The sequence below is a fragment of the Streptomyces sp. NPDC048504 genome, from assembly GCF_043200035.1.
GTDB lineage: Bacteria > Actinomycetota > Actinomycetes > Streptomycetales > Streptomycetaceae > Streptomyces.
Window position 1 is genome coordinate 268256 of sequence record NZ_JBICXA010000009.1, and the last position, 20194, is coordinate 288449.

Sequence of the window (20194 nt, forward strand, 5' to 3'; positions counted from 1 at the left end):
TTAGGCTCGACGGCATGTCCTTGCAGAGCCTCGCGCTGATCGAGAACTGGCCGGTACCGACCGCCGCGGCAGGTGTCGTACGAGCCGACGGGACCGTCCTCGGGACCCACGGCCCGGCCGGCCACCGCTTCCCGCTGGCCTCGGTCACCAAGCCGCTCGCGGCGTACGCCGCCCTCGTCGCGTACGAGGAAGGCGCGATCGAGCTGGACGAACCGGCGGGCCCGCCCGGCTCCACGGTCCGCCATCTCCTCGCCCACACCTCGGGGCTGGCCTTCGACGAGCACCGCGTGACGGCCCCGCCCGGGCAGCGCCGCCTGTACTCGAACGCGGGCTTCGAGCAGCTCGGCGACCACCTCGCGAAGGCGACGGAGATCCCGTTCGCGGAGTATCTGCACCAGGCGGTCCTCGCCCCCCTGGGCATGACGTCGACGACGCTGGAAGGCGGCGACTCCCCGGCGAAGGACGGTGTTTCGACGGTCGAGGATCTCCTGCGGTTCGCCGCCGAGGTCCAGTCCCCCCGGCTCCTCGACCCGCGCACGGTCGCCGATGCGATGACGGTCCAGTACCCCGGAACCAAGGGCGTCCTCCCCGGCTACGGCCACCAGAACCCCAACGACTGGGGCCTCGGCTTCGAGATCCGCGACTCCAAGTCCCCGCACTGGACGGGGAGTTCATCATCCCCGCGCACGTTCGGCCACTTCGGGCAGTCCGGTACGTTCCTGTGGATCGACCCGTTGGCTGGCGTGGGGTGCGTGGCGCTGGCGGACCGGGCGTTCGGGGCGTGGGCGGTTGAGGCGTGGCCGCCGTTCACGGACGCGGTACTGGCCGAACTCTCCGAGCGCTGACGGGCGTTGGGGCTCCGGGCGCTAGGTCATCTCCCACATCAGCAGCTCGGCACCGGTGGCCGCCTCCACCACCAGATCCCGCGCGTCCGTGATCCGCGCAGCGTCCCCCGGCCCCAACTTCTCTCCGCCCAGGCTCACTTCACCGCGCACCACATGGACGTACACACGCACGGCGTCCGGTACGGCCGTGCGCTCACCGGGCGTGAGACGGCGGACGTGCAGCATCGCGCCCGCCTCCGGCACGGCGTAGGGCGTGGAGTCGGCGATGCCGTGGACGATCCCGTACGACGGTTCGCCGCCGGGTTCCATGGGGGCCAGCCACATCTGCACGAAGGTCAGGGGCGAGTCGCTGTCGTTGCGCTCGACGTGCCGGACGCCGGCCGCCGAACTGAGGCGCTGGACGTCGCCGGGGCGGACATGGGTCAGCTGTCCCGTGGAGTCGCGGTGGCTCAGCTCCCCCTCCACGACCCAGGTGATGATCTCCGTGTGGCTGTGCGGGTGTTCGTCGAACCCGGCGCCGGGCGCGAGCCGTTCCTCGTTGCAGGCGATGATCGCGCCGAACCGGAGGTTGTCCGGGTCGTAGTGCGGCCCGAAGGAGAAGGCGTGCCATGACTGGATCCCGGCCTGCGGGTCACCCCCTGGGTAGCGCTCGGCGGAGCGCCGTACGTCCATCACGGGGACCACGGTAGCCCTCGGTCGAGACCCGGCACCGCATACCGCCGTCCGGATAAGGCAGTCTTGTCCCGTGCCCGAACCCGAAACCAGCAGACCCGCAGGCCCCCGGCCCCGTGCCCACTCGCACCCGGCGACTCTGAAGCGGCTGGAGCAGTCGTCCGGGAGTCTCGCCGCCCAGGCCATCGCGCGCATGGACGAGACGCTGCCGTGGTACCGGGCGATGCCACCGGAGAACCGTTCCTGGATCGGGCTGGTCGCGCAGGCCGGTATCGCCGCGTTCACCGAGTGGTTCCGGCATCCGGACGCGCCGCAGGCCATCTCCACCGACGTGTTCGGGACCGCGCCCCGCGAGCTGACCCGCGCCATTACTCTCCGCCAGACCGTCGAGATGGTACGGACGACCATCGAGGTCATGGAGTCCGCGATCGACGAAGTGGCCGCACCCGGCGACGAGTCCGTCCTGCGCGAGGCGCTCCTCGTGTACGCCCGCGAGATCGCCTTCGCCACCGCCCAGGTGTACGCGCAGGCCGCCGAGGCGCGCGGTGCGTGGGACGCCCGGCTGGAGTCCCTCGTCGTGAACGCCGTGCTGAGCGGGGAAGCCGACGAGGGGGCGGTCAGCAGGGCCGCCGCGCTGGGGTGGAACTCGCCCGAGCATGTGTGTGTCGTCCTGGGGACCGCGCCCGACGGCGACAGTGAGCTGACCGTCGAGGCGATTCGGCGGGCCGCCCGGCACGCCAAGCTCCAGGTGCTCACCGGGGTGCTCGGGGACCGGCTCGTCGTCATCGCCGGCGGGAGCGACAGTCCGCTCGCCGTCGCCAAGTCGCTGATCGGGCCTTATGCGGCCGGACCCGTCGTGGCCGGGCCGATCGTGCCCGATCTGCTCGCCGCCACCCGGTCCGCGCAGGCCGCCGCCGCCGGGCTCAAGGCGTGCTCCGCCTGGCAGGACGCCCCGCGCCCGGTACTGGCGGACGACCTGCTTCCGGAACGTGCGATGGCCGGTGACCCCGGCGCCCGGGACCAGTTGGTGGAGGAGATCTACAGACCGCTGGAGGAGGCCGGGTCCGCGCTCCTGGAGACGCTCAGTGTCTATCTGGAGCAGGCGAGTAGCCTCGAAGGTGCCGCGCGGATGCTGTTCGTCCATCCCAACACCGTGCGCTACCGGCTTCGACGTGTGACTGACGTCACCGGCTGGTCGCCGTCGGATGTACGGTCGGCGTTCACGCTGCGGATCGCGCTGATCCTGGGACGTCTGGCCGATGGAGATCCCCAGAACTAGCCTTTTGTCGGGGCTCCACAAAACCCCTTCCCGTTCTTCGTCCCTGTCCCCACGGGCGGCCGTGCCCGTCCCCAAGAGAGAGTGTGAGAGTGCTCGTACTCGTCGCTCCCGGCCAGGGCGCCCAGACGCCCGGCTTCCTGACTCCCTGGCTCGACCTCCCCGGTGTCGAGGACCGTCTGCGTGCCCTCTCGGCCGCCGCCGACCTCGACCTGGTGCACTACGGCACGGACGCCGACGCGGACGAGATCCGTGACACCGCCGTCGCCCAGCCGCTGCTCGTCGCCGCCGGACTGGTCTCCGCGGCCGCCCTCGGTGCCGTGTCGCCGGGTGCCGTCGCCGGTCACAGCGTCGGTGAGATCACCGCCGCCGTCCTCGCGGGCGTCCTGGACGACACGGCCGCCCTGACCCTCGTACGCAAGCGTGGTCTGGCGATGGCCGAGGCCGCCGCGATCACCCCGACCGGGATGTCCGCGCTGCTCGGCGGCGACCCGGACACCACGGTCGCGCACCTGGAGAAGCTGGGCCTGACCCCGGCGAACGTGAACGGCGCGGGCCAGATCGTGGCCGCCGGCACGCTGGAGCAGCTCGCCGCCCTGGAGGCCGACAAGCCCGAGGGCGTGCGACGGGTCGTGGCCCTGAAGGTGGCCGGCGCGTTCCACACGCGGCACATGGGCCCGGCGGTCGACACGCTCGCCAAGGCCGCGCAGGAACTGACGCCGGGCGACCCGACGATCACGTACGTCTCGAACAAGGACGGCAAGGCCGTCGCCACCGGTGCCGAGGTGCTGGAGCGGCTGGTCGGCCAGGTCGCCAACCCGGTCCGCTGGGACCTGTGCATGGAGACCTTCAAGGAGCTCGGCGTCACGGCGCTCCTTGAGGTGTGCCCCGGCGGCACCCTGACCGGCCTCGCCAAGCGCGCCCTGCCCGGTGTGAAGACGCTGGCGCTGAAGACACCCGACGACCTCGACGCGGCCCGCGGGCTCATCGCCGAGCACGCGAACGCCTAAGGAGCCGTACGAACATGTCGAAGATCAAGCCGAGCAAGGGCGCACCGTACGCGCGCATCCTCGGTGTGGGGGGTTACCGTCCGGTCCGTGTCGTCCCGAACGAGGTGATCCTGGAGACGATCGACTCGTCCGACGAGTGGATCCGCTCCCGTTCGGGCATCGAGACGCGGCACTGGGCGAACGACGAGGAGACCGTCGCCGCGATGTCCATCGAGGCATCGGGCAAGGCGATCGCGGACGCGGGGATCACCGCCGAGCAGATCGGCGGCGTGATCGTGTCCACGGTCTCGCACTTCAAGCAGACCCCGGCCGTGGCGACGGAGATCGCCGACAAGCTGGGCACGAACAAGGCCGCCGCGTTCGACATCTCAGCGGGCTGCGCGGGCTTCGGCTACGGCCTCACCCTCGCGAAGGGCATGGTCGTCGAGGGCAGCGCGGAGTACGTGCTCGTCATCGGCGTGGAGCGGCTGTCCGACCTGACCGACCTGGAGGACCGTGCGACGGCCTTCCTGTTCGGTGACGGCGCGGGCGCGGTCGTGGTCGGCCCCGCCAAGGAGCCGATGATCGGTCCGACCGTGTGGGGTTCGGAGGGCGACAAGTCCGACACCATCAAGCAGACCGTGCCGTGGACCGAGTACGACAGCACGGGCAAGTTCCCTGCGATCACGCAGGAGGGCCAGGCGGTGTTCCGCTGGGCCGTGTTCGAGATGGCGAAGGTCGCCCAGCAGGCGCTGGACGCGGCCGGGATCACCCCGGACGAGCTGGATGTCTTCATTCCCCACCAGGCCAACGAGCGGATCATCGACTCGATGGTGAAGACGCTGAAACTGCCGGAGCACGTCACGGTCGCGCGTGACGTACGCACCACCGGCAACACCTCGGCCGCCTCGATCCCGCTCGCTATGGAGCGGCTTCTGGCGACCGGCGAGGCCAAGAGCGGCGACACCGCGCTCGTCATCGGCTTCGGGGCGGGTCTCGTGTACGCCGCGACGGTCGTTACCCTCCCCTAGGCACTCCGTGCCGGATCATCATCGGATCCGGTACGGCTGTACTCACCTGCCGCTGCCGCGGCGGGCACCGCCACACCCTCTGGATCACAAAGAAGGAGCGCCTGACATGGCCGCCACTCAGGAAGAGATCGTCGCCGGTCTCGCCGACATCGTGAACGAGATCGCCGGCATCCCGGTTGAGGACGTCCAGCTGGACAAGTCCTTCACCGACGACCTGGACGTCGACTCGCTGTCCATGGTCGAGGTCGTCGTCGCCGCCGAAGAGCGCTTCGACGTCAAGATCCCCGACGAGGACGTCAAGAACCTCAAGACGGTCGGCGACGCGACCGATTACATCCTCAAGCACCAGGCCTGAGCCACCTCTTAGGCCCGGCTGCATGGCCCCGCCACCCGGCGGTGGCGCCGCTTAATCCTCGTACCGTTGGAGAAAGAATTCCCGTGAGCCCGACCAATCGCACCGTGGTCGTCACCGGTATCGGCGCAACCACACCGCTGGGTGGCGACGCAGCCTCGACCTGGGAAGGCATGATCGCCGGCAAGTCCGGCGTGAAGCCCCTGGAGCAGGAGTGGGCCGCCGAGCAGGCCGTCCGTATCGCCGCGCCGGCCGCTGTCGACCCCTCCGAGGTCATCCCGCGCCCGCAGGCCCGCCGCCTGGACCGCTCGGCGCAGTTCGCGCTGATCGCGGCCAAGGAGGCCTGGGCCGACGCCGGTTTCACCGACAAGGCCGGCGAGGACCCGGCGGTCGACCCCGACCGTCTGGGCACCGTCATCGCCTCCGGCATCGGCGGTGTGACGACCCTGCTCGACCAGTACGACGTGCTGAAGGAGAAGGGCGTCCGCCGCGTCTCCCCGCACACCGTCCCCATGCTGATGCCCAACGGCCCGTCCGCCAACGTGGGTCTGCTCGTGGGCGCCCGCGCGGGCGTGCACACGCCGGTCTCCGCGTGCGCCTCCGGCGCCGAGGCCATCGGCTACGCCATCGAGATGATCCGCACCGGCCGCGCCGACGTCGTCGTCGCGGGTGGCACGGAGGCGGCGATCCACCCGCTGCCCATCGCCGCATTCGGCAACATGATGGCGATGTCCAAGAACAACGACGACCCGCAGGGCGCCTCGCGTCCCTACGACACCGGCCGCGACGGCTTCGTCCTCGGCGAGGGCGCGGGCGTTCTGGTCCTGGAGTCCGCCGAGCACGCCGCGAAGCGCGGTGCCCGGGTGTACGCCGAGGCGGTCGGGCAGGGCATCTCCGCCGACGGCCACGACATCGTGCAGCCGGAGCCGGAGGGGCGTGGGATCTCCCACGCCCTGCAGAACCTGATGGACAACACCGACCTCGACGCGGCGGAGATCGTGCACGTGAACGCGCACGCGACGTCGACGCCGGCGGGTGACGTGGCCGAACTCAAGGCGTTGCGCAAGGTGTTCGGCGACGACGCCGACCACATGGCGGTCTCGGCCACGAAGTCGATGACCGGGCATCTGCTGGGTGGTGCGGGGGGTGTCGAGTCGGTCGCCACCGTGCTCGCGCTGTACAACCGGATCGCTCCGCCGACCATCAATGTCGAGAACCTCGACCCTGAGGCTGAGGCCAACGCGGATGTTGTTCGCGGGGAGGCTCGGAAGCTTCCTGTTGAGGGGCGGATTGCTGCCCTGAACGACTCGTTCGGGTTTGGTGGGCACAACGTGGTGTTGGCGTTCCGGACGGTCTGAGGCGTTTGCTGAACGGTGTGTGGCCCGCCCCCTGGGTTTTGGGGAGCGGGCCACATGTCGTTTGTCGGCTTACGGCCGGTGGGGGCTGGGCGCGCAGTTCCCCGCGCCCCTAAAAGCCTCACACCACCTGGTGTAGCCAGCGGACCGGAGCGCCCTCGCCCGCGTATCTGAAGGGCTCCAGTTCGTCGTCCCAGGGCTTGCCGAGCAGCTTGGCGATCTCCGCTTCCAAGTCGGTCTCGCCCTGTTGAGACCTCGTCAGAGCCGCTCGTAGGCGGTCCTCCGGGATCAGGATGTCGCCGTGGATGCCGGTTACCGCGTGGAAGATGCCCAGTTCGGGGGTGCAGCTGTAGCGCTCGCCCTCGGCGGTGGGGTTGGGCTCGGCGGTTACCTCGAAGCGGAGGAGGTGCCAGCCGCGGAGGGCGGAGGCGAGCTTGGAGGCCGTGCCCGCCTCTGCCTGCCAGGAGAATTCGGAGCGCCAGGTTCCGGGGGCGGCGGGCTGTCGGATCCAGTCGAGGCTGACGCGTGTGCCGAGCACCCCGGCGACGGCCCACTCGACGTGCGGGCACAGCGCGCGCGGCGCGGAGTGCACGTACAGAACTCCACGTGTCGTCACCGGGACCTCCGGACAGAGCGGGGCATCTTGCTGACTGGCGAACGGCGGCGGCAGGGCAGCCACGTTGAGGGCGAGGCTACCGTGCGGCGGCGCGCGGAGTGTGACGTACCGTCCCTCCCGGTGCCAGGAAACGCCGCCATTCACCCATGGGGACGCCTGTACGGGGGTGTGCCGTTGCATCGCACACGTTCGGGAACTCTCGCGCGTTGTCATGGGAGGGGATCGCTACACGACATCAAGGGGCTGGGCCAGGGCATGCGAAACCGACGTCACCGTTCACGGGCCGTGCTCGCCGTCATGGCGGCGACCGTCCTGGGAGCCGCCGGCTGCGACTCCGGCGGAGGTGGCTCCGCCGGCGCGCACAGCAAGAGCGGTACGGCGGCCAAGGCGAAGCCCTCCCCCGCCCCGCTGTGGGACAGCAGCCCGTCCTCGGTCGCGGCGGTCGGTGACTCCATCACCCGCGGTTTCGACGCCTGTTCGGTCCTGTCGGACTGTCCTGAGGTGTCCTGGGCGACGGGCAGCTCGGCCTCGGTCGACAGTCTCGCCGTACGGCTGCTGGGGAAGACGGGCGCGGCCACGCGTAGCTGGAACTACGCGGAGACCGGGGCGCGGATGGCCGACCTGCCCGCGCAGATCGGTCAGGCGGCGGCCCGCAAGCCACAGTTGGTCACCGTGATGGTGGGGGCCAATGACGCCTGCGCGGCCTCCACCTCGGCCATGACCTCCGTCGCGGACTTCCGCGCCGACTTCGAGACCTCGCTGAGGACGCTGCGCCGGGCGCTGCCGAAGACGCAGGTCTACGTCGCCAGCGTGCCGAATCTCAAGCGGCTCTGGTCGCAGGGGCGGACGAACCCGATGGGCAAGGAGGTGTGGAAGCTGGGCATCTGCCCCTCGATGCTGGCCGACGCGGACGCCCTGGACTCGGCGGCGACGGAGCGGCGCGACACGGTGCTGGACCGGGTGGAGGCGTACAACAAGGTCCTTGAGCAGGTGTGCGCGACGGACGAGCGGTGCCGTTTCGACGGGGGCGCGGTCTACGACTACCGGTTCGGCACGGACCAGTTGAGCCACTGGGACTGGTTCCACCCGAGCACGGACGGCCAGGCGCGGCTCGCCGAGATCGCCTACCGTCACGTCACCGCGCGTACACCCGTGACCTAGGGTTTCCCTCATGAGCGAACTTTTCGGCACCCTTCCCGACGGCACGCCCGTGCACCGCTGGACGCTGGAGCGGGCCGGTGTGCGGGTGCGGGTGCTGTCGTACGGCGGGATCGTGCAGTCGGTGGAGGTGCCGGACCGGGAGGGGCACGCGGCGGACGTGGTGCTCGGGTTCGCTGATCTGGACGGGTATCTCGCTCATCCCGAGCCGTATCTCGGCGCTCTGGTGGGGCGGTACGCGAACCGGATCGCGGGCGGCCGTTTCCCGCTGGAGGGTGTCACGTACTCGCTGGCGCAGAACAACGCGCCCAACTCCCTGCACGGCGGCGAGCGCGGCTTCGACAAGCGGGTGTGGGACGTCGAGCCCATCGAGCACGGGCTGCGGCTCAGCCGGGTCAGCGCGCACGGCGAGGAGGGCTTCCCGGGGCGCCTCGACGTCACGGCGACGTACACGCTGGACGCGTCGGGCGCGCTGCACTTCGTCTACGAGGCGACGACGGACGCGCCGACCGTCGTGAACCTCACGAACCACAGCTACTTCGACCTGAGCGGCGCAGGCAGCACGGGCGGCGCGGGCGGTCATGAACTCCGGCTCGCCGCCTCGCGGTTCACGCCGGTCGACGGCGACCTGATCCCGACCGGTGCGCTCGACGACGTGGCGGGCACGCGCTTCGACTTCCGTGAGGCGCGGAAGGTGGGCTCCGGCTACGACCACAACTTCGTGCTCGACAAGGGCCTGACCCCGGCGCCGGTCGAGATCGCCGAGCTGCACGACCCGGCGTCCGGGCGGGTGTTGACGGTGGCGACGACCGAGCCCGGCATCCAGCTCTACACCGGTGAGCACCTGGCCGACCCGTTCGCCCCGGGCGCCGGGATCGCCCTGGAGACCCAGCACTTCCCGGACTCCCCGAACCGCCCGGAGTTCCCGAGCACGGAACTGCGCCCGGGCGACACCTACCGCTCGGAGACGGTGTACGGCTTCTCGGCCCGCTGAGTCGGGCGCCTGAGTTGGTCGCCCGGGCAAGAATGAGCCCCGGTCCAGGGGTCAGGTCCCGGACCGGGGCTGTCTGAGGGGGACGGTGTCCCGGGTCAGACGTTAATCGTCGTCGCGACCCTGCGGTCGGTGATCGAGCGCCCGGCCTGGATCTCGTACGAACCCTTTACAAATGCCCACGCGTTCGCCGTCTCATCCCAGATCTCGAAAGATCGGCGCGGAAGTTCGACGACGACGTCGGCACTCTCGCCGGGCCCGGCCTCGACCCCGGCGAATCCGGCCAGCCAGCGGGCGGGACGCTCGGTGTCGGTGTCGGTGTCGGTGTCGGTGTTGGTTTCGGTGGGGGCCAGATAGACCTGGACGACCTCACGGCCGTGCCGGGTACCGGAGTTGGTGATCCGGACGGTCACCCTCGTGCCCTCCGCCTCGATCTCCGCCTCGATCGATTCATAGCTCCAGTCCGTGTAACCGAGGCCGTGCCCGAAGGGGTACGACGGGGTGCGGCCCTCCTTCTCCCAGGCGCGGTAGCCGATGAACACGCCATCGGTGTACGGGAGTTCGCCGTTCTCCGGGACGACCTGGGTGACCGGGGCGTCAGTGAGGGAGCCCCAGGTGGTGGGGAGCCGGCCGCCGGGTTCGTGGGTCCCGGTGAGGACGTCGGCGAGGGCCGCGCCGCCCTCCTGGCCGGGGAACCAGCCGAGCAGGACGGCGGCGACCTCGTCGCACCAGGGCAGTTCGACCGGGGAGCCGGAGTTGACGATCACGACGGTGTTCGGGTTGGCGGCGGCGACGGCGTGCACCAAGTCGTCCTGACGGCCGGGGAGTTGGAGGTCCGTCCGGTCGTAGCCCTCCGACTCGACGCGCTCGGTGGTGGCGACCACGACGACGGCGGTGTCGGCGGCGCGGGCCGACTCGACTGCCTCGGCGATGAGTTCGTCCGGGTCGCGCTGCGGTTCCTGGTGGACGAGTGAGAAGCCGATGACCTTGAGGTCGCGGTTCTCGGAGAAGCTCACGACGTAGGCGAGGGACACCTCGACCGGGGTGCCGGCGGTGAGGTCGACGCGGGCGCGGGGTTCGGGGGCGCCGAAGAAGGAGCTGAACGGGTCGTCCTTGAGCGGGCGTTGGACGTCGTCGTAGTACGTCGTGCCGTCGACGGTGAGGGTGAAGGCGCCGAGGCCCTTGATGCCGAAGGCGTGTTGGCCGGTGTCGCGCGGGGTGAAGGTGCCGGCGAGTTCGACGGTGTGGAGGGTGTCGTGGGTGACGCCCTCGGGGAGGTCGGCGCCCATCCACCGGAGCTGTCCGCTGGGCGCGGAGGCGGTGCCGATGACCTGGCCCGCCGCGTCCCGGCAGATGGCTCGGAGCTCGAACCCCTTGTCGGCGTCGGCGAGTTCGGTGTTCGGGTCGGCGCCGACGGCGTAGGTGAGGGTGCCTTCGGGGAGGGCGGCGGTGAGGCCGTCGAGCGGGGAGACGACGTGGGGCGGGAAGACGATGGCGGAGCCGCCGCCGAGGACGCGGGCGTCGCGGGCGGCGGCGCCCAGGAGCGCGACGGTGCCGTTCGGCTTCAGCGGGAGGGCGTCGTTCTCGTTCCGCACGAGGACGAAGGAGCGGCGGGCGATCTCGCGGGCGAGGGCCTCGCCGTCCACGGGGGACGGGAGTTGGGCTTCGGGGACGACGGGTTGGGCGCCGTCCAGGATACCGACGCGGGCGGCGAGCCGCAGCACGTTCCGTACGGCGGTGTCGACGGTGGCCTCCTCGACCTCGCCGTCGCGCACGGCCCGGGCGAGGGCCTCGCCGTAGACGGTCTTCGGGCCGGGCATCGCGGCGTCGAGGCCGCCCTCGATGGTGCCGACGGTGGAGCGGGCGGCGGTCCAGTCGGAGACGTTGAAGCCGTCGAAGCCCCATTCGCCGCGCAGGATCTCGTTCACCAGGTAGCGGTGCTCGGTCATCGTCGTGCCGTTGACCGTGTTGTACGCGGTCATGATGCCCCAGGGGTGGGCGTTCTCGACGATGAGCTCGAAGGGGGCCAAGTACAGCTCGCGCAGGGCGCGTTGGGAGATCAGGTTGTTCACGGTGAAGCGGTCGGTCTCGGCGTCGTTGGCGACGAAGTGCTTGACGGTGGTGCCGACGCCGCCGGACTGGACGCCCTCGACATACCCGACGCCGATCCGTCCGGTGAGGTACGGGTCCTCGCTGTACGCCTCGAAGTGCCGTCCGCCGAGCGGGGAGCGGTGGAGGTTGACGGTCGGGGCGAGCAGGACGTGAACACCCTTGCGGCGGGCCTCCTGGGCGAGCAACGCGCCCGCGCGGTGGGCGAGTTCGGGGTCCCAGGTGGCGGCGAGGGCGGTGGGGGACGGCAGCGCGACGGACGGGTCGTCGGCGGTCCAGCGCACACCGCGGACGCCGATCGGGCCGTCGGACATGACGAGGGACGTCAGGCCGATCTCCGGGAGCGCGGGCAGCGACCACATGTCCTGCCCGGCGAGCAGCCGCGCCTTGGCGTCCAGGTCGAGCTTGCCGAGGGCCGCCTCGACGACCGCCTCGACTGCTCCGACCGCTTGGCCCTCTTGGTCCGCTTTACGGGGTCCCGCCATCCCGGTGCCTCCTCGCTGAGTCCGTGTGGTGCCGTGCCTCCATCGTGCATCGATTGCCTGTAGAGCGGTAGGTTTCGTGACCTTGCTGTTATGTGAACGGTCGCCGGGTGTCGTACGGTGACGCCATGAACGCCACGAACTCCAGGACCCGGCGCGAGGAACGACGCGGCGAGATCGTGCGGGCGGCCCTGGAGGTGATCGCCGAGCGCGGCTACCGGGGCGCGAGCCTGGCTGCGGTGGCGGAGCGCGTCGGCCTGACCCAGCAGGGGCTGCTGCACTACTTCCCCACGAAGGACGCGCTGCTCGTCGCCGTCCTGGAGGAACGGGACCAGTGGGACGCCGTACCCGACAGCCGGTGGCGCGTCGACCTGCTGGCCTCCCTGGTCGAGTACAACGCGATGCGGCCCGGCATCATCCAGACCTTCTCCGCACTCCTCGGCGAGAGCGTCACGGACGGACATCCGGCGCGAGACTACTTCAGCGAGCGGTACGTCCGGGTGCGGGCGAACATGGCCGGGGTGCTCCGCGCCGAGTACGGCGACCGCCTGCCGAACGGCCTGACGCCCGAGCGGGCGGCTCCGCTGCTGGTGGCGGTGATGGACGGGCTGCAGTACCAGTGGCTGCTGGACCCGGAGTCGGTGGACATGCCGGGGGCGTTCAGGGACTTCCTGGCGCTGCTGGGCGAGGGGGCGCAGGAGGGCGAGGAGGCGCAGGAGGGCAAGGAGGCGTAGGAGGGCCGGCCGGCTCCAGGTCGGTCAACTCCCGCGCTACTGCCGCCAGATGACGGCCAGCGTCTTGCTCACCACGCACACGAGGGCGAAGACGAGGGCCCAGTCATAGGCCCCGGCGAGAACCAGCGCGGCGACCCCGGCCCCGAACCACACCACCTCGAACCCGACCCGGCCGGCGCCCCGCACCTTGTACTTGGCCTTCGGCGACGCGCACAACCCCCACAGCACAGCGAGCACGACGGGACCGCCGACACCGAGCAGCCAGGTCAGCGGCGTGGCGAGATCCCGCGTGAACCCCCAGTAGCCGACGGCGACGAGGCCGCCGACCTCGATCGCGAAGAGGACACCGAGGTTCACCGCCTTGAACGTGTCCGCCGTCTTCGCTGTCTTCGCTGTCGTCATGGGCGGCAGTATCGCCCACGTCGTCGCCGAGTGGCGTTGGTGCCGGTGCCGGAGGTGAGGCGGATCGGGGCGGCCGGCACACCCGTGGCGTAGACCACTCCCGTCACGCGATACTGCGGCCGTCCGGCACCGCACCGCACCCCACTGCGAACGGAAGGCCTCAACCACCTTGAACGTCATACGAGTTCGGACCAGCATCCTCGGACTGGCCCTGCTGGCCGGTTTCTCCGCCCCCAGTACCGGGGCGGCGGCCGACACCACCCTGTCCCCGACCGTCGAGGAGCAGCGGCTCGACAAGGAAGTCCCCCAGGAGATCCTTGAGCACTCCGGATTCGACACCGTGGCCCCGGAGTTCACCCTCGCGCTCGAAGGCGCGCACAGCTACGCGCAGGCCCGCCGCATCGTCGTACGCGAGGGAACCGCGCTGTGGCGGCGGGCCGTTGACCGGGCTCAGGGGCGGGGGCCCGCCGGTGGGGATCTGAGTCGGGATGATGATCGGCCGTTGTACTGGGCCCGGTTGGGGATGACTCGGGAAGTGCGGGAGTGGGAGCCCGAGTTCGGGATGTCGGATGGGCAACGAGCCGCACTGCTGGGGCAGTTGGAAGTGACCTCGCGGGGGCAGAGCAGTATCCGGTATCCCCAGGAGAAGGGGATCAAGCGGATTCTCGTGACCGGGTTCGACCCGTTCACGCTCGACGCGGACATCCGGATCTCCAATCCGTCCGGGGCCACCGCGCTCGCGCTCGACGGCACGGTGATCCAGACCGCGGACGGGCCGGCGCGGATCGAGACGGCCATGTTCCCCGTGCGGTGGGCCGACTTCGCGGACGGGACCGTGGAGCGGACGTTGCGGCCGTATCTGCCGAAGGTGGATCTGTTCACGACCGTGAGTCAGGGACGGGTGGGCCGTTTCGACGTCGAGCGGACCAACGGGGCCTGGCGGGGCGGGTATCCGGACAACGACAACGTGTCGAAGACCGGGACCGTGCCTGTCGCCGACCCGGCCTCGCAGCCGCAGTGGACGTCGACGAGCCTGCCGTACAAGGCGATTGTGGCCGCCGACACCGGGCGGTTCCCCGTGTACGACCACACTGAGGTGACCGAGATCCCGGCGGGCGCGACCGATCCCGTCGTACGGCCGGACGGGCCCACCGCGGGGTCCACGGCCCGTTCCGGGGGCGGTGGCAACTATCTCTCCAACGAGATCGCCTACCGCGCGACGCTGCTACGGGACCGGCTCGGGCTGCACGATTCGCTGCCGGGCGGGCATATCCACACGCCGGTACTGCAGTTCGGGGCGGGGAACACGGACCCGGCGACCGGGGCGATCACCGATCCGGAGTTCGTGCGGAACCGGGTGGACATCATCGCGCAGGTCAGGGCGATGGTGACGGTGGCGATGGACGCAGTGGCTGGTTAACCGGGTTCGTAGGCGCCCGGTGTCGGTGCGGGCCGAAGCGGGGGCTGCCGCCCCCACACCCCCGCTTCGGCCTGAACGGCCTCGTCCTCAAACGCCGGACGGGCTGGGTGGGCCGGCGTCCCCGCCCTCCTGAACAGTCCCCTCGGCCTCCTCGGTCTCCTCCCCCAGCAGCTCCCGCGCCATCATCGTCGCCCCCGCCACCGCCCCCGGCATCAGGAACACCGCGACGAACGGGACCAGGAAGGAGAGGCCGAGGGGGGTGCCGAAGCCCCAGATCAGGGTCTTGCGGGAGCGGAGGAGGGTGAGGCGGGCGCGGAGGTCGATGCCCCGGCGTTGGAGGGCGACCGCCGTCAGCTCCTCCGTGAGGAAGAAGCCCGTGACGAAGAACCCGATCACGGGGATGACCGTCTGGCCGATGAACGGGACGAAGCCCAGGGCGAAGAGGAGGACGCCCCACAGCACCGCGCGGACCAGGATGCGGAGGCTGTCGCGAGCCGAGATCCACAGTTCGCGCCAGAGGGGGAGGCCCGATTCGGGAGCCGTGCCGTCCGGGGAGACGTCCCGGTCGACCTTCTCGGAGAGGGTCTCGTAGAACGGTTGGCCTATGAGCAGCGTGACGGCCGTGAACGTCAACACCGAGAGCAGCAGGGCCAGTACGAACAGCACCGCCGTGAGGAAGCCGCGGAACAGGCCCTGCCACGGGCTCGACCAGTCGTCCGCGAAGGGCGTCGCCCAGGTGACGAAGTCCTGGCCCCAGAGCGCCAGTGCGACCAGCGCCGCCACGTACAGGACCAGCGTGATCAGGCCGGGGATCAGCCCGAAGCCGTAGTGCCTCCCGTGCCGCGCCATCCAGCGCTGGCCCTTCAGGAGATAGCCGAACCCCGCGCCAAGATCATGCATGGGGCGAACTTTACGGTGCGCCTCACGCTCGGTCGACACCGCTACGCACTCGCGTTCGACACCGCCACCACAACCCCCTGGTCCGCCGTCGGTGACACCGCCGCCGTCACCCGTACCGCTGTCGCCCGGGCCACCCGGCCCGCGCGGGAGGTCGCCGCGAGGAGGGCCGGCTGGATGTGTTCCAGGGCGGAGACCAGGAGTTCCTCGCCGGCGACCAGGACCGGTCCTGCCACCTTCATGGTCGCGGCCGCGGCCTCCGTGAGGTCGGCGAGGGGCGGGAGCGCGGCCCGGATCACGTTCACGCCCGCGGTGGCCGCTCGTTGCGCGAGGGCGACCTGGAACGGCAGCAGCGGAGCCAGCGCCGCCGTCAACGCCTCGGCCACGCGCCGGAGTTCGGGGGACGCGTCGGCCAGGGTGTCGGCCAGCGCGCGGATCAGCGGGGTGAGGGCCAGCAGGACGCCCGCGGCCACACCCGCCGCCGCGGGCAACAGCGGGGACGCCGCCTCGACCAGGTCGCCGAGTGCCGTGGCGAACTCCTCGACCGCCGGTTCCACCGCGTCCAGGACGGGCAGCAGGCTGTCGCCGAGCACGGTCAGCAGCGCCTGCGCCGGTGCGCTCACCGGGTGCACGGCCAGCGGAGCACCGGTCGTACCGAGCCGGGTCAGGGTGTCGACGATGCGGTAGAACGCCTCCTGGGCCTGCGGCGACGCGCTCGCCTCGGCCAGTCCGGCGGTGGTCTCGCGCAGGACCCGTAGCGCCTCCGCGCCCGAACCGTCCCGTGGATCAAGGGTGTTGATCGCGATCCTGGTGATGTTCCCGGCCGTGTCCAGGAGTTGGCCGGTGATGTCGGTGGTGCTGCGTGCCATCCGCAGCACCTCGTCCCTGCTGGGGATCGAAGGAATCGTTGCCATGGGACCTGGGACCTCCTCGCCGTACACAGTCATGCACAACCGGCCGCACCCGCTGCCCGGTACCGGACCTCTGCTCAGCATGCCCCGTTCCCGGCCCCGCGAATGCGCCATCCGGGGCATCGACGACACCGACAACTTCCTGTTCACCGTTGAGTCGAACAGGTGCGGCTCGCCGTACCGATCTCTGGAACCAAAGAGGAGGTACGCGTGCGCACCATTGCCAGAGCCGTCCCCCCGAGACCCGTTCTGATCACCGCCGTCGCCCTGACCACCGCCGCCGGTTCGCTCCTGCTCCAGCCCCGCACCGCGGACGCCACGCCCCGGCCCGTCCCCCGCCGGGGTTCCGCGCCCGACCCGACCGTCCGTGAGGGCTCCGGCCCCGACCGCCACGCCGGCCGCGCGCCCGCCGGCGCCGCCCGCCGCGCCCTCACCGCCACCGTCCCGCGCACCGACCCCCGCCTCGGCTACCCCCGCCGCCAGGGCCTCTCCCCCGACCCGGTGAACCCCGCCGACACGTCACTGAAGCTCGGCCTGACCCCGTACCACGCCCTCGCCCCGCGCCTGAACTCCCTCCAGCGGCTGGGTGATCGGGTGAGTGTCGAGGTCGCGGGCGTCTCGGCCGGCGGGCACCGGCTCTACCTCGTCACGGTCACCGCCCCGGAGACCGCCGGCCAGGCCACCGCCCAGGAACGGATGCGCGAGCTCATCGAGAACGCGCCCGCCACCGCCGCCAAGTCCCCGGAGATCAAGGCCGGTTACAAGACCCCGGTCCTCTTCGACAACAACATCCACGGCGACGAACGCGAGGGCACCGACGCCTCCCTCGACCTCATCGCGCAGCTCGCCACCGCCAACGACACGAAAACCAGAGACCTGTTGGCGCACAGCCGCCTCTACTTCAACATCACGGCGAACCCCGACGGCCGCATCGCAGACACCCGCACCAACGCCAACGGCTTTGATCTCAACCGGGACTTGATCACCGCCTCGCAGCCCGAGGCCCGCACGATCCGCCAGCTCACGATCGACAAACAGCCCGCCGTCCTGCTCGACCTGCACGGGTACGTCAACGGCACCCTCATCGAGCCGACCACTCCCCCGCACGGCGAGAACTACGAGTACGACCTCTTCCTCAAGAACACCTACGCCAACGCCCTGGGCATGGAGACCGCCGTCAACGGCCTCGGCTACACACCGGGCAAGGACGGCGTCGAGCCCGTCCAGATCCCCTTCCGGGACCAGGCGGAGGGCTGGGACGACTGGCCCCCGGTCTTCACCCCGCAGTACGCGGCGTTCCAGGGCGCGGTGGCCGCCCACACGGTCGAGATCCCGCTCCAGGTCGACAACTCGGCCTACGACACCCTCCCCACCGCCGAGTTGCACCGCCGCGCCGCGATCAACGTGGCCGTAGCGGGCGCGGCCATGCGCGCCACCCTCGACTTCGCCCGCTCCCACCGCGGTTCACTCATCGCCGACCAGATCGAGATGTTCCGCCGGGGCGCGGCGGGCGCCGGGCAGGTACCCGTGTCGGCGCTGACCGTCCCGGGAGTCCCGGGCATCGGCCCCGAGGACGTCTGCACGACCGAATTCCCCCGCGGCTACACCATTGCGGCCGACACCGCGGGCGCCCGTCTCGTCGCGCACCTCATCGCCAACGACGTCCGCGTGCTACGCGCGGCGACCGGCCCGTACGTCGTCGACATGCACCAGCCCAAACGGGGCCTGGCCAACGCCCTGTTGGCCGACGGCCGTGACATCAGCGGCAAGGTGACGGCGATGTACGACATCTCGGCCTGGAGCCTGGGCCGGCTGTGGGGCGCCACGGTCGAGCCCGTACCCAGCCTCCCCACCACCCCTCTCACCACCATCGCCTCCCCCTCCCCCGTCGCCCGCGTCGCCCCGCACGGCGACCTCCGCCTCCGCCTCACCGACCCGGCCGAGTTCGCGGCCCTCAACTCGCTTCTCCGACAGGGGATTCCGGTACGCCGGGCAGCGGACGGCAGCGCGATCGTGCCGGACACTCCCTCGGCACGGGCGAGGGCGACGACGGCGGCTCAGACGTACGACGTGGCATTCGAGGCCACAACTCTCCCCGGTGTCACGGCACTCCGCCCCGTCCGCGTCGCCGCGGCCGTCACCCCAGGTGAGCTGTTCGCGCTGCGGGAGATGGACTTCGACGTCACGCCCGTGTCGACGGACGTCCTGAACGCCGGGTTCGACTGGTCGAGGGTCGATGTGCTGTTCGTGTCGACGGAGTTGGAGTACGGCGGCCTGACCCCGACCGCCCGCGCCGCCCTGGGCACCTTCCTCTCGTCCGGGCACGGACTCGTCGGCCGGGGCGTCACCGGCGCCGCGTTCACCTCCGCGACCGGACTGCTGACGGCAACGGCTGTCGAGGGCACCGAGGAGGCCAACGGCCTTGTACGGGTGGTGAATTCGGGCCCGGTCACCACGGACGCCCCGCACTACGGCTTCGTCTACGCGCCGGTGTGGTTCACCGGACTCGGCCCCGCAGTCCGCGTCGAGCAGTCGTACGCGACCGGAAATCCTCTCCTCGCCGGGCACTGGCGGACGCGGGCCGACGGCTCCGGCGGTCCCGCGGACGCGGCGGGGCGGCCCTCGGTCGTCAGTGGCCGACACGCCGTGCTGTTCGGCACGGAGCCCCTCTTCCGGGATCATCCCAAGGGGGAACTCCCGCAGGTCGGGCGGGCGTTGTTCACCATGGCACACACGAGCGACGGCACACGAGCGATGGCACACGCGAGCAGCGGATCAGTCGAGGAGAGCAGATGACCCAGGAGATCCACGGCACCGTAGCCGAAGGCTTCGAGGCGGTACGGGAGGAGTTCGCCGCGGTGGTGGCGGGCGAACGTGCCGATTATGAGGGCCAGTTGTGTGCATACGTACACGGCCGGCGGGTCGTCGACCTGTGGGCGGGGCCGCCTGGTACCGCCGGTGACTCGCTCTATGGCGTGTTCTCGTCCACGAAGGGCGCCGCGCACCTCGTGGTGGCGCTCCTCGTGCAGGACGGCACGCTGGAGCTGGACCGCAAAGTGACGTACTACTGGCCGGAATTCGCGTCCGAGGGGAAGGGCGCGCTGACGCTGCGCGAGCTGCTCGCGCACCGGGCGGGTCTGGTCGGCACGGACACGGGGTTCACGCTCGACGAGCTGGCCGACGACCGGGCGGTCGCCGAACGCCTCGCCGACCAGCGGCCGTTCTGGCGCCCGGGCACGGCCTTCGGCTATCACGCCCTGGTGATCGGCGCGTTGACCGGCGAGATCGTACGGCGGGCCACGGGCCGTTCGCTCAAGGACGTGCACGAGGAGAGAGTGCGGGCGCCGTACGGGCTGGACTTCTTCCTCGGGCTGCCGGCCGCGCACGAGCCCCGGTTCCGCACCACCCAGCCCCAGTTGCTCACCCCGGAGCAGGAGGCCGCGCGTGCGGCGGAGCCGGACGGGCCGCACAGTCTCGCCGCGATCGCGTTCAACGAGCACGCGGCGCAGCCGACCGTCCTGGAGTCACTGCCGAACGAGCGGGTGATCCGGGCGAAGGGTCCCGCGTCGGTCGGCGGGGTGGCGTCGGCGCGCGGTCTCGCCGGGCTGTACGCGGCGGCGATCAGCGAAGTCGACGACCGGGCCGCGCTGTTGAAGCCGGACACGGTGGCGGAGTTCGGGCAGCTGCACTCCGTCGGGTACGACGTGGTGACCGGCACGCACCGGGCGTACGGCCTCGGTTTCCAGGCGACCGCGGACGCCTGGTACCCGTTCCTGGGCGCCGGCACGATCGGCCACAGCGGTGCGGCGGGCTGCCAGGCCTTCGCGGACCCGCGCAGCGGCCTGGCCTACGGCTACACCAGGCGCCGGTTCGGGTTCCCGGGCGGGGCGGCACCGGAGAACGTGGGGCTGGTGCGGGCGGTGCACAGCGCGGCGCTGGCCCATTGACGGACGG

At 71.0% G+C, this 20194-nt stretch carries 18 protein-coding genes; 12 read left to right on the forward strand and 6 right to left on the reverse strand.

The window, feature by feature from the left end; genetic code table 11:
- Window positions 1–14 precede the first annotated feature (14 nt).
- Complete coding sequence (locus ACGFY9_RS23910; protein WP_393757149.1) at window positions 15–845, forward strand: serine hydrolase domain-containing protein; 831 nt, start codon at window positions 15–17, stop codon at window positions 843–845.
- A 21-nt stretch (window positions 846–866) separates the two neighbouring features.
- On the opposite strand, the gene ACGFY9_RS23915 is transcribed toward ACGFY9_RS23910, so the two are convergent.
- The gene (locus ACGFY9_RS23915) at window positions 867–1517 is read right to left on the reverse strand and encodes a pirin family protein (protein WP_393757423.1); all 651 of its coding nucleotides are present in this window, start codon (window positions 1515–1517) and stop codon (window positions 867–869) included.
- A 73-nt stretch (window positions 1518–1590) separates the two neighbouring features.
- Here ACGFY9_RS23915 and fasR point away from each other — a divergent pair, with 73 nt between their 5' ends.
- The 5 genes from fasR (at window position 1591) to ACGFY9_RS23940 (ending at window position 6523) form a co-directional block, all read left to right on the forward strand.
- On the forward strand, window positions 1591–2796 hold the full coding sequence (gene fasR, locus ACGFY9_RS23920) for a fatty acid biosynthesis transcriptional regulator FasR (RefSeq protein ID WP_393757151.1): 1206 nt from the start codon (window positions 1591–1593) through the stop codon (window positions 2794–2796).
- An 89-nt stretch (window positions 2797–2885) separates the two neighbouring features.
- Window positions 2886–3803, forward strand: a complete 918-nt coding sequence (locus ACGFY9_RS23925; RefSeq protein ID WP_393757153.1) for an ACP S-malonyltransferase — start codon at window positions 2886–2888, stop codon at window positions 3801–3803.
- A 14-nt stretch (window positions 3804–3817) separates the two neighbouring features.
- Window positions 3818–4813, forward strand: coding sequence for a ketoacyl-ACP synthase III (locus ACGFY9_RS23930; protein WP_328683582.1), 996 nt, complete (start codon window positions 3818–3820; stop codon window positions 4811–4813).
- Window positions 4814–4919: 106 nt separating this feature from the next.
- Window positions 4920–5168 (forward strand): acyl carrier protein, encoded by a 249-nt coding sequence (locus tag ACGFY9_RS23935; protein WP_015660680.1) that lies wholly within the window; start codon window positions 4920–4922, stop codon window positions 5166–5168.
- A gap of 83 nt (window positions 5169–5251) precedes the next feature.
- The gene (locus ACGFY9_RS23940) at window positions 5252–6523 is read left to right on the forward strand and encodes a beta-ketoacyl-[acyl-carrier-protein] synthase family protein (RefSeq protein WP_393757155.1); all 1272 of its coding nucleotides are present in this window, start codon (window positions 5252–5254) and stop codon (window positions 6521–6523) included.
- 118 nt (window positions 6524–6641) lie between these two features.
- Here ACGFY9_RS23940 and ACGFY9_RS23945 read toward each other — a convergent pair whose 3' ends face one another.
- Window positions 6642–7136: a DUF3145 domain-containing protein gene (locus ACGFY9_RS23945; RefSeq protein WP_393757157.1), complete on the reverse strand. Its 495-nt coding sequence runs from the start codon at window positions 7134–7136 to the stop codon at window positions 6642–6644.
- A gap of 255 nt (window positions 7137–7391) precedes the next feature.
- On the opposite strand from ACGFY9_RS23945, the gene ACGFY9_RS23950 reads away from it, so the two are divergent.
- Window positions 7392–8297 (forward strand): SGNH/GDSL hydrolase family protein, encoded by a 906-nt coding sequence (locus tag ACGFY9_RS23950; RefSeq protein WP_393757159.1) that lies wholly within the window; start codon window positions 7392–7394, stop codon window positions 8295–8297.
- Window positions 8298–8307: 10 nt separating this feature from the next.
- Complete coding sequence (locus ACGFY9_RS23955) at window positions 8308–9288, forward strand: aldose epimerase family protein (protein WP_393757161.1); 981 nt, start codon at window positions 8308–8310, stop codon at window positions 9286–9288.
- Between the two features lie 95 nt (window positions 9289–9383).
- Here ACGFY9_RS23955 and ACGFY9_RS23960 read toward each other — a convergent pair whose 3' ends face one another.
- Window positions 9384–11879, reverse strand: coding sequence for a beta-glucosidase (locus tag ACGFY9_RS23960; RefSeq protein ID WP_393757163.1), 2496 nt, complete (start codon window positions 11877–11879; stop codon window positions 9384–9386).
- Window positions 11880–11986: 107 nt separating this feature from the next.
- On the opposite strand from ACGFY9_RS23960, the gene ACGFY9_RS23965 reads away from it, so the two are divergent.
- On the forward strand, window positions 11987–12610 hold the full coding sequence (locus ACGFY9_RS23965) for a TetR/AcrR family transcriptional regulator (RefSeq protein ID WP_393757165.1): 624 nt from the start codon (window positions 11987–11989) through the stop codon (window positions 12608–12610).
- Between the two features lie 36 nt (window positions 12611–12646).
- Here the strand turns inward: ACGFY9_RS23965 and ACGFY9_RS23970 are convergent, their stop codons facing one another.
- Complete coding sequence (locus tag ACGFY9_RS23970; protein ID WP_393757167.1) at window positions 12647–13012, reverse strand: YrdB family protein; 366 nt, start codon at window positions 13010–13012, stop codon at window positions 12647–12649.
- Between the two features lie 169 nt (window positions 13013–13181).
- Here ACGFY9_RS23970 and ACGFY9_RS23975 point away from each other — a divergent pair, with 169 nt between their 5' ends.
- Window positions 13182–14432 (forward strand): pyroglutamyl peptidase, encoded by a 1251-nt coding sequence (locus ACGFY9_RS23975; RefSeq protein WP_393757169.1) that lies wholly within the window; start codon window positions 13182–13184, stop codon window positions 14430–14432.
- 87 nt (window positions 14433–14519) lie between these two features.
- Here ACGFY9_RS23975 and ACGFY9_RS23980 read toward each other — a convergent pair whose 3' ends face one another.
- Entirely contained in the window at window positions 14520–15332 is an 813-nt protein-coding gene (locus ACGFY9_RS23980) for an EI24 domain-containing protein (protein ID WP_393757171.1), read from the reverse strand.
- A 41-nt stretch (window positions 15333–15373) separates the two neighbouring features.
- Window positions 15374–16243 (reverse strand): hypothetical protein, encoded by an 870-nt coding sequence (locus ACGFY9_RS23985; RefSeq protein ID WP_393757173.1) that lies wholly within the window; start codon window positions 16241–16243, stop codon window positions 15374–15376.
- A gap of 207 nt (window positions 16244–16450) precedes the next feature.
- On the opposite strand from ACGFY9_RS23985, the gene ACGFY9_RS23990 reads away from it, so the two are divergent.
- Together ACGFY9_RS23990 and ACGFY9_RS23995 are read left to right on the forward strand one after the other, a co-directional pair.
- The gene (locus tag ACGFY9_RS23990; protein WP_393757175.1) at window positions 16451–19036 is read left to right on the forward strand and encodes a M14 family zinc carboxypeptidase; all 2586 of its coding nucleotides are present in this window, start codon (window positions 16451–16453) and stop codon (window positions 19034–19036) included.
- On the forward strand, window positions 19033–20187 hold the full coding sequence (locus ACGFY9_RS23995; protein ID WP_393757177.1) for a serine hydrolase domain-containing protein: 1155 nt from the start codon (window positions 19033–19035) through the stop codon (window positions 20185–20187). The genes ACGFY9_RS23990 and ACGFY9_RS23995 overlap by 4 nt, the downstream gene beginning before the upstream one ends.
- The last annotated feature ends 7 nt before the right edge of the window (window positions 20188–20194 follow it).